This window comes from Longimicrobium sp. (assembly GCF_036554565.1).
GTDB lineage: Bacteria > Gemmatimonadota > Gemmatimonadetes > Longimicrobiales > Longimicrobiaceae > Longimicrobium.
The window spans coordinates 1-7190 of sequence record NZ_DATBNB010000349.1; the positions used below are offsets into that span (position 1 = coordinate 1).

General features: G+C 67.3%; 6 protein-coding genes. 2 read left to right on the forward strand and 4 right to left on the reverse strand.

Annotated elements, in window-relative coordinates; translation table 11 throughout:
* Positions 1-81: 81 nt before the first annotated feature.
* Both VIB55_RS09765 and VIB55_RS09770 read left to right on the forward strand, forming a co-directional pair.
* Entirely contained in the window at positions 82-615 is a 534-nt protein-coding gene (locus VIB55_RS09765; RefSeq protein ID WP_331876462.1) for a DUF433 domain-containing protein, read from the forward strand.
* A complete protein-coding gene (locus tag VIB55_RS09770) occupies positions 612-1001 on the forward strand; it encodes a DUF5615 family PIN-like protein (protein WP_331876463.1) in 390 nt (129 codons plus the stop codon). The genes VIB55_RS09765 and VIB55_RS09770 overlap by 4 nt, the downstream gene beginning before the upstream one ends.
* Positions 1002-1084: 83 nt before the next feature.
* Here VIB55_RS09770 and VIB55_RS09775 read toward each other — a convergent pair whose 3' ends face one another.
* The 4 genes from VIB55_RS09775 to VIB55_RS09790 form a co-directional block, all read right to left on the reverse strand.
* Positions 1085-2953, reverse strand: coding sequence for an ATP-binding protein (locus tag VIB55_RS09775; RefSeq protein ID WP_331876464.1), 1869 nt, complete (start codon positions 2951-2953; stop codon positions 1085-1087).
* Complete coding sequence (locus tag VIB55_RS09780) at positions 2950-3552, reverse strand: chemotaxis protein CheB (RefSeq protein ID WP_331876465.1); 603 nt, start codon at positions 3550-3552, stop codon at positions 2950-2952. Before VIB55_RS09780 ends, VIB55_RS09775 begins: the two co-directional genes overlap by 4 nt.
* Positions 3549-4415 (reverse strand): protein-glutamate O-methyltransferase CheR, encoded by an 867-nt coding sequence (locus tag VIB55_RS09785; protein ID WP_331876466.1) that lies wholly within the window; start codon positions 4413-4415, stop codon positions 3549-3551. The genes VIB55_RS09780 and VIB55_RS09785 overlap by 4 nt, the downstream gene beginning before the upstream one ends.
* A gap of 100 nt (positions 4416-4515) precedes the next feature.
* Positions 4516-7190: response regulator (locus tag VIB55_RS09790; protein WP_331876467.1), on the reverse strand; the 2675-nt coding region annotated here is incomplete at its 5' end.

Here is a 7190-nt window from a genome sequence, read left to right on the forward strand (position 1 = left end):
ATGGTTCTGGGCAAGGACCGGAAGTAGCGGCATCGAGCGAAGCTGCCACTCGGACGAGAGCGGCGGCGAACGACCCGGAGAATGAAAGCGGTCCTCCCGAGCAATGCTTGGGAGGACCGAATCGTTGATGGCAGCGCGAGAGGTGATTACATTGTAGTGCACTGTAGGTCGGCCTTTGTCCATGAGGAAACCGTGCCCTCTGTTCAGCATAGTATTCGGGTACCCGAGCGGCTCGACCGCGACATCAGCCGTGAGATCCAGCACCGGGGCGAGCGCGACTGGTCAAAGGGCGCCGTATCCCTGATGGAAGAGGCGGTGCGCGCGGCGCGCATCCCGGGAATCGTTTTTGTCCAGCGCCGGGAGGGGCGCCGTGCCGCGGTGGCGTTCTCCGGCCTGGAAGTATGGGAGATCGTGGCGACCTGGAAGGAGGCAGGCGAAGATTGGGGAACCCTGGTCGAAGCGTACCCGGAACTTTCTCAAGGTCAGCTGCGAGCCGCGCTTGCCTATTACCAGGTGTATCCCGACGAGGTGAACGATCGCTTGGACCGTGAGGCGTACTGGACGCCGGAGCGAGTGGCGGAAGAGCTTCCCTTCACGCGCCCGATAGGACGGTGACAGGCCCGGGAGCGGGAGGCGAGGCCCGGCTATACCTGGACGAGGACATCCCCTACCGGGCGGCGGATGTCGCCAGCGGGCTGGGGTTGAACGTCATCGCTGCCAGGGATGCCCACGCGTCTCTGCCGCAGGACGACGCTTTGCATCTGCAGACGGCGGCGGCGGTCCAAAGGATCATGGTCACGTACAACCGCGACGACTTCATCCTGGCGACCCGAAACGCGTTCGCGGCCGGCCTGTCTCACGCCGGGTTGTTGATTCTGACCCGCAAGCTTCCACGCGACCCCGCCCGCATCGGACACGCTCTGGACCGGTGGGCGAAGGCGCGCGTCCTGGAGGGGCGCTGGCCTATGCAGCCGTTCGAGGTCGACTTCCTCTCGGATTAATCGCGCACGCTGCGCCTTGGGCGAAGGGCCCTCCACGACGATCTCGTGAGGGGCCCTTCTCCAATGTGCCCTGCGCCGTCGGCTCAACTCGCCAGGCGGGCGGGGCTGGGCTCGGCGGCGTCGGCCGGAAGCTCCTCGTCGATGCCGCCCTCAGACGATGTACCGTCGTCGGCCGGTTCACCGCGCGCAGCCTCATCGTCGACAGGCTCGTCGTCGTCAATCGCTTCGGCTGACGCCGGGTGGACGGGGTCGCTGGTGGCCGTGGGGAGGGGCAGGCCCTCTCCGGAGATGAGGCGCATGTCCAGCTTGGGCGGCAGGCACAGGCGGAAGGTGCTTCCATCACCCACGGTGGACTCCACCGTCAGCGTTCCCCCCAGCAGCACCGCCAGCCGGCGCGAAATGGGCAGCCCCAGCCCGGTGCCCACCTGCTGGTCGGGGTCGGCCAGCTGCACGAACTCGTCGAAGATGCGGTCGAGGTCTTGCGGCTCGATCCCCCGGCCCCGGTCGATCACGTCGACCTCCATCCCGCCGTCCTCGCGCTTGTGGCAGCGCACGGTGATGGGCTTGCCGTCGCCGAACTTGATGGCGTTGGAAAGCAGGTTCAGCAGGATCTGCCGCACCCGCCGCGCGTCGGTGGTGATCACCGCGTCGCCGTCGGACTCCAGCGTGAGCTCCGAGCCGTGCTCGTCGGCCAGGGGGCGCACGGTGACGAACAGGTCCTGCACCAGCGAGGGGAACGCCGCGGGCTGCACCTCGATGTCTACCTTGCCCGCCTCGATCTTGGAAAGGTCGAGGATGTCGTTGACCAGCTCCAGCAGGTGCTTGGCGGCCGCGTGCGCGCGCTCGATGCCGCGGGCCTGCTCGGGGTTCAACGGGCCGTAGATGCTGTCGAGCAGGAGCGAGCTGTAGCCCAGGATGGCGTTGATGGGCGTGCGCAGCTCGTGGCTCATGGAGGCGTAGAACCGGCTGCGCGACGCCATGGCGTTTTCCAGCTCGCGCTGGCGCGCCTGCAGCTGCCGGTTCAGCGACTTGAGCTCTGCCGCCTGCTTGCGGAGCGCCTCTTCGGCGCGCTTGCGCTCGGTGACGTCGCGGCCGATGACGGTGTACACCCGCTCGCTGTCCAGCTGCAGGCACGAGATGGAGCCTTCCAGCGGAAACACCTCGCCGTTCGCGCGCATCCCCTCGAACGCGTGCTCGTGAAGGGCGTCGTCGTCCGGCGACTTCCCTTCGAGCACCGAGGCCGCCCGCGCGGCGGCGGCGGCGCACATCTCCTCCAGCGCCACGCCCCGGAAGGCGGGGCTCAGCAGCTCGTCGAAGGACAGCCCCATGGCGTCGGCCGCCGGGCGGCCGAAGGTGCGCTCGGCGGCGGAGTTGAAGAGGGTGATGCGGCGCTCGTCGTCGAAGGTGAGGATGGCCTCCAGCGCCGACCCCACGATCTCGGCCATGCGCGCCTCCGACTCCAGCAGCCGTGCCCGGTGCGCCAGCTCCAGCTCGCGCACCTCGCTTTCGCGAAGCCGCTTCTCCTGGTCCTTCAGCTGCTCCGTCTTCAGGTACAGGTCGATGAAGACGGCGACCTTGCTGCGCAGCACGTCGGGGTTGAAGGGCTTGGACAGGTAGTCCACCGCGCCCACCGAGTACCCCGTGAAGACGTACTGCTCGTCCTTGCTGATGGCGGTGAGGAAGATGATGGGCGTGGACCGCGAGCGCTCGCGCGACTTGATCAGCTGCGCCGTTTCGAAGCCGTTGATCCCCGGCATCTGCACGTCGAGCAAAATCACCGCGAAGTCGTGCAGCAGCACGTGGCGCAGCGCCTCTTCGCCCGAGTTGGCGCGCACCATCTCGTGCCCCAGCGGCTCCATGATGGCTTCCAGCGCCATCAGGTTCTCGGGGCGGTCGTCCACCATCAGGATGCGGGCGCGCGAGCCCGCCACTGCCTCGGCTGCCTGTGTCATGCGGCCGAGCGGCAGCGGGGAACGCGGCGGCCGCGGATGGCGGCCAGGTGCGGGCCGATCTCTTCCAGCGGCAGCACGCAGGCGTCGGGAACGGCGCGCACGGCAAAGCGGGGCATCACCCGCACCTCCGACGTGTCGGGGTCCTGCACCACGCAGTGGCCCCCGGCGTCGGCGATGCGGCGCAGCCCGGCGGCGCCGTCCTGGTTGGCCCCGGTCAGCACCACGCCCACCGTGTCCATCCCGTAAACGTCGGCGGCCGATTCGAACATCACGTCGATGGAGGGGCGGCTGTAGCGCACCGGCTCGTCGGTGGAAAGCGAAAAATATCCGTCGCGGTCCAGCAGAAGATGGTAGTCGGGAGGGCCCACGAATACCCCCGGCCCGATCTCCTGCTTGTCGGTCACCTCGTACACCGTCATGGGCGAGCACTCCTGCAGCAGCTCGCACAGCAGCTCCGACTCCTTGGCCCGGTGCTGCACGACCACCACGGGAACGTCGAAGTCTTCCGGCAGCGCCGACACCAGGGTGCGCAGCGCGTGTAGCCCGCCGGCCGAGGCGCCCACCACCACGATGCGGTACCCGATGGGCGGCGAGGTCACGCCAGCCTCCGGTAGATCTTTTCGCGGGCGTCCACCACCTCGTACCGGTCCTCGAACTCCGTGAACCGCAGCGTTTCCTTGTTGCCCAGCGCCAGGGTGCCGAAGCGCCCCAGGCTCTCGTAGAACAGGCCGTGCACGCGGTTCTGCAGCTTGCGGTCGAAGTAGATCATCACGTTGCGGCACACGATCACGTTGAACTCCGAGAACGAGCCGTCGGTGACCAGGTTGTGCTGCGAAAACACCACGTTGCGCGTGAGTGCGGCGTTGAACAGCGCGCCGTCGTACAGGGCCGTGTAGTACTCCGAGAACGACCTCTTGCCGCCCGCCTTCAGGTAGTTCTGTGTGTACTCCTGCATCTTGTCGAGCGGAAAGATGCCCGCGCGCGCCCGCTGCAGCACCACCTCGTTGATGTCGGTGGCGTAGATGCGGGCCCGGTCGTACAGCCCCTCCTCTTCCAGGAGGATGGCCATGGAGAACACTTCTTCGCCCGTGGAGCACCCGGCGTGCCAGATGCGGATGAACGGGTACGTCCGCAGCGCCGGCACCACCTTCTCGCGGAAGGCCGCGTAAAAGCCCGGGTCGCGGAACATGGCCGTGACGTTGATGGAAAGGTCCAGCAGCAGCTTTTCCATCATCGCCGGGTCGTGCAGCACCCGGTCGGCCAGCTGGGTGATGGTGTTCAGCCCGTCCTGGTGAATGCGCTTCCACACGCGCCGCTTGAGCGACGAGTACGCGTAGCTGCGAAAGTCGAATCCGTAGTGCCGGTACACGGCCTCCAGGAGCAGCTCCACCTCGATGCGCTCCAGGTCGCGGTCGTACGCCGCGGGTGTGTCGGGCAGCTGTACCTTGGGTGCCTGCGCCACTGCGTTGCCTTCGGGTTCTCCGCCTGGTGCGCCGCGCGAGGGCTTCGCGCGGCGCGTTCAGCGGAGGTGCACGGCAAGGTGCGTGCTTGACCCCGGCGCCTTACCGGTACAGCCACACGCGCATCAGCGAAAGCAGCTGGTCCACGTCCACGGGCTTGGTGATGTAGTCCGACGCGCCGGCCGCGATGGACTTCTCGCGGTCGCCCTTCATGGCCTTTGCCGTCAGGGAGATGATGGGCAGGCTGCCGAACTCCGGCATCCCCCGGATGGCGCGGGTGGTTTCGTACCCGTCCATCTCCGGCATCATCACGTCCATCAGCACCAGGTCAACGTCGGGCTGCGCCTTGAGCAGCTCGATGGCGTCGCGGCCGTTCTCGGCGAAGATCACGTTCATCCCCTGCTGCTCCAGCACCGACGTCAGCGAAAAGATGTTCCGCACGTCGTCGTCCACCACCATGATCTTCTTCCCCGAGAACACCGAATCCGTCTTGTGCAGCTGCTCCAGCATCCGGCGCTTCTCGTCGGGCAGGCTGCTTTCCACCCGGTGCAGGAAGAGCGCGGTTTCGTCCAGCAGCCGCTCGGGGCTCTTGGCGTCCTTGATGATGATGCTTTCGGCGTAGCGGCGCAGGCGCGTTTCCTCCTGCGGGCTCAGGTCCTTGCCGGTGTAGATGATGATGGGCAGGTCCTGCATCTCGGGCGTGCCCTTCACGCGCTCCAGCAGCTCGAAGCCGTCCTCGCCGTGCAGCCCCAGGTCGAGCACCATGCAGTCGAAGCGCGTTTCGCGCAGCCGGTCCACCGCCTCCTCGGCGCTGCTCACCGCCACGATCTCCACGTCGTCGTCGCCGATCAGCTCGATGATGCTCTGGCGCTGCGTCTCGTCGTCCTCCACCACCAGCAGCCGCTTGGTGCCATCCGACAGCAGGTTGTTGATGCGGTCGAACGCGCCGTCCAGCGCCTCCTTGCTGATGGGCTTTTCCAGGTAGTTCACCGCGCCGTTGCGCAGCCCGCGCTGCCGCTGCCCCACCCCCGAAACGATGTGCACGGGAATGTGCCGCGTCTCCGGCGAGTGCTTCAGGCGGTCCAGCACCGTCCACCCGTCGATCCCGGGCAGGTCGATGTCGAGCGTCACGGCGTCGGGCCGGTACTCCTGCACCAGGTCCAGCCCCGTCTCCCCGTCCATGGCCACGAGCACCTTGTATCCCTTCTCCCGCGCCATGTCGAGCAGGATGCGCGCGAAGTGCGGGTCGTTCTCCACCACCAGCACCACCCGGTCGCCCGGCTGAATGCTGGCGCGGTCGTCGTGGATCCCCGCCTGGCTGGGGTCGCGCGGGTAGCGGCGCCGGTCTTCCTGCAGCGCCGACGCGGCCTCGTTGCGGCGCTGCGCCTCGATCATGGCCGGCCCGGCGCCCGCGCCGGAGCCGAAGACCACCGGCGACTCGGTTCCGCCGCCGCGGCCGTCGGGGTCGCCCGGCCAGCGCAGCGGCAGGAACAGGGTGAAGGTGCTCCCCCGTCCCTCCGCGCTTTCCACCCGGATCTCGCCGCCCAGCAGCCGCGCGATCTCGCGGCTGATGGAGAGGCCGAGGCCCGTGCCGCCGTACTTGCGGCTGGTGGTGCCGTCGGCCTGCTGGAAGGCCTCGAAGATCAGCCGCTGCTTGTCGGCGGCGATGCCGATGCCCGTGTCGGCCACCGAGAACGCCACCACCACGTCGGCGTCGTTCAGCATCTGGTTGGCGTAGCGCCGGCCCTTGTCGGCCTTGCGCATGCCGAGGGTGATGCTGCCTTCGTGCGTGAACTTGAAGGCGTTGGAGAGCAGGTTCTTCAGCACCTGCTGCAGCCGCTGGCCGTCGGTGTACACGGCCGGCGGAAGCTCGGTGTCGATGTCGATCTTGAGCTCCAGCCCCTTCTGCTCGGCCAAGGGCCCGAACGAGCGCTCGGCGTAGTTGCTGATGTCGGCCAGCAGCACGTCGCCCGGGTTGATGTCCATCTTCCCGGCCTCGACCTTGGACAGGTCGAGCACGTCGTTGATCAGGTTCAGCAGGTCGGTGCCCGACGCCAGGATGGTCTGCGCGTACTCCACCTGCTTGGGCGACAGGTTGCCGTCCTTGTTGTCGGCCAGGAGCTTGGCCAGGATCAGCAGCGAGTTCAGCGGCGTGCGCAACTCGTGGCTCATGTTGGCCAGGAACTCGCTCTTGTACTTGGACGAAAGGGCCAGCTGCTGCGCCTTTTCCTCCAGTTCCGCCCGCGCCGCCTCGACCTCGCGGTTCTTCTGCTCGACCTTGCGGTTCTGCTCCGCCAGCAGCGCCGCCTTTTCCTCGAGCTCCTCGTTCACCTGCTGAAGCTCTTCCTGCTGGTCGCGCAGGGCTTCTTCCGAGGCCTTGAGCGTCTTGGCCTGGGCCTCGAGCTCCACGTTCGTGCGGCGCAGCTCTTCCTGCTGGGCCTGCAGCTCCTGCGACTGGCTCTGCAGCTCCTGGGTGAGGTTCTGCGACTGCTGCAGAAGCTCTTCGGTGCGCATGTTCGCGGTGATCATGTTGAGCACCACGCCCACGCTTTCCGTCAGCTGGTCCAGGAACACCTGGTGGATCTGGCTGAACGGAAGGAAGCTGGCCAGCTCGATCACGGCCTTCACCTCGCCCTCGAAGAGGATGGGAAGGACCATGATGTTGCGGGGCGGCGCCTCGCCCAGCCCCGACGAGATGGTGATGTAGTCGTCGGGGACGTTCGTGAGGAGGATCGGCTTCCGCTCCAGCGCCGCCTGCCCCACCAGCCCCTCGCCCA

What these genes read in the sequence shown, in the direction of transcription:
- VIB55_RS09765 (WP_331876462.1), top strand. Translation starts at nt 82, where the DNA reads ATGAAAGCGGTCCTCCCGAGCAATGCTTGGGAGGACCGAATCGTTGAT.
- VIB55_RS09775 (WP_331876464.1), bottom strand. Translation starts at nt 2,953, where the DNA reads ATGACACAGGCAGCCGAGGCAGTGGCGGGCTCGCGCGCCCGCATCCTG.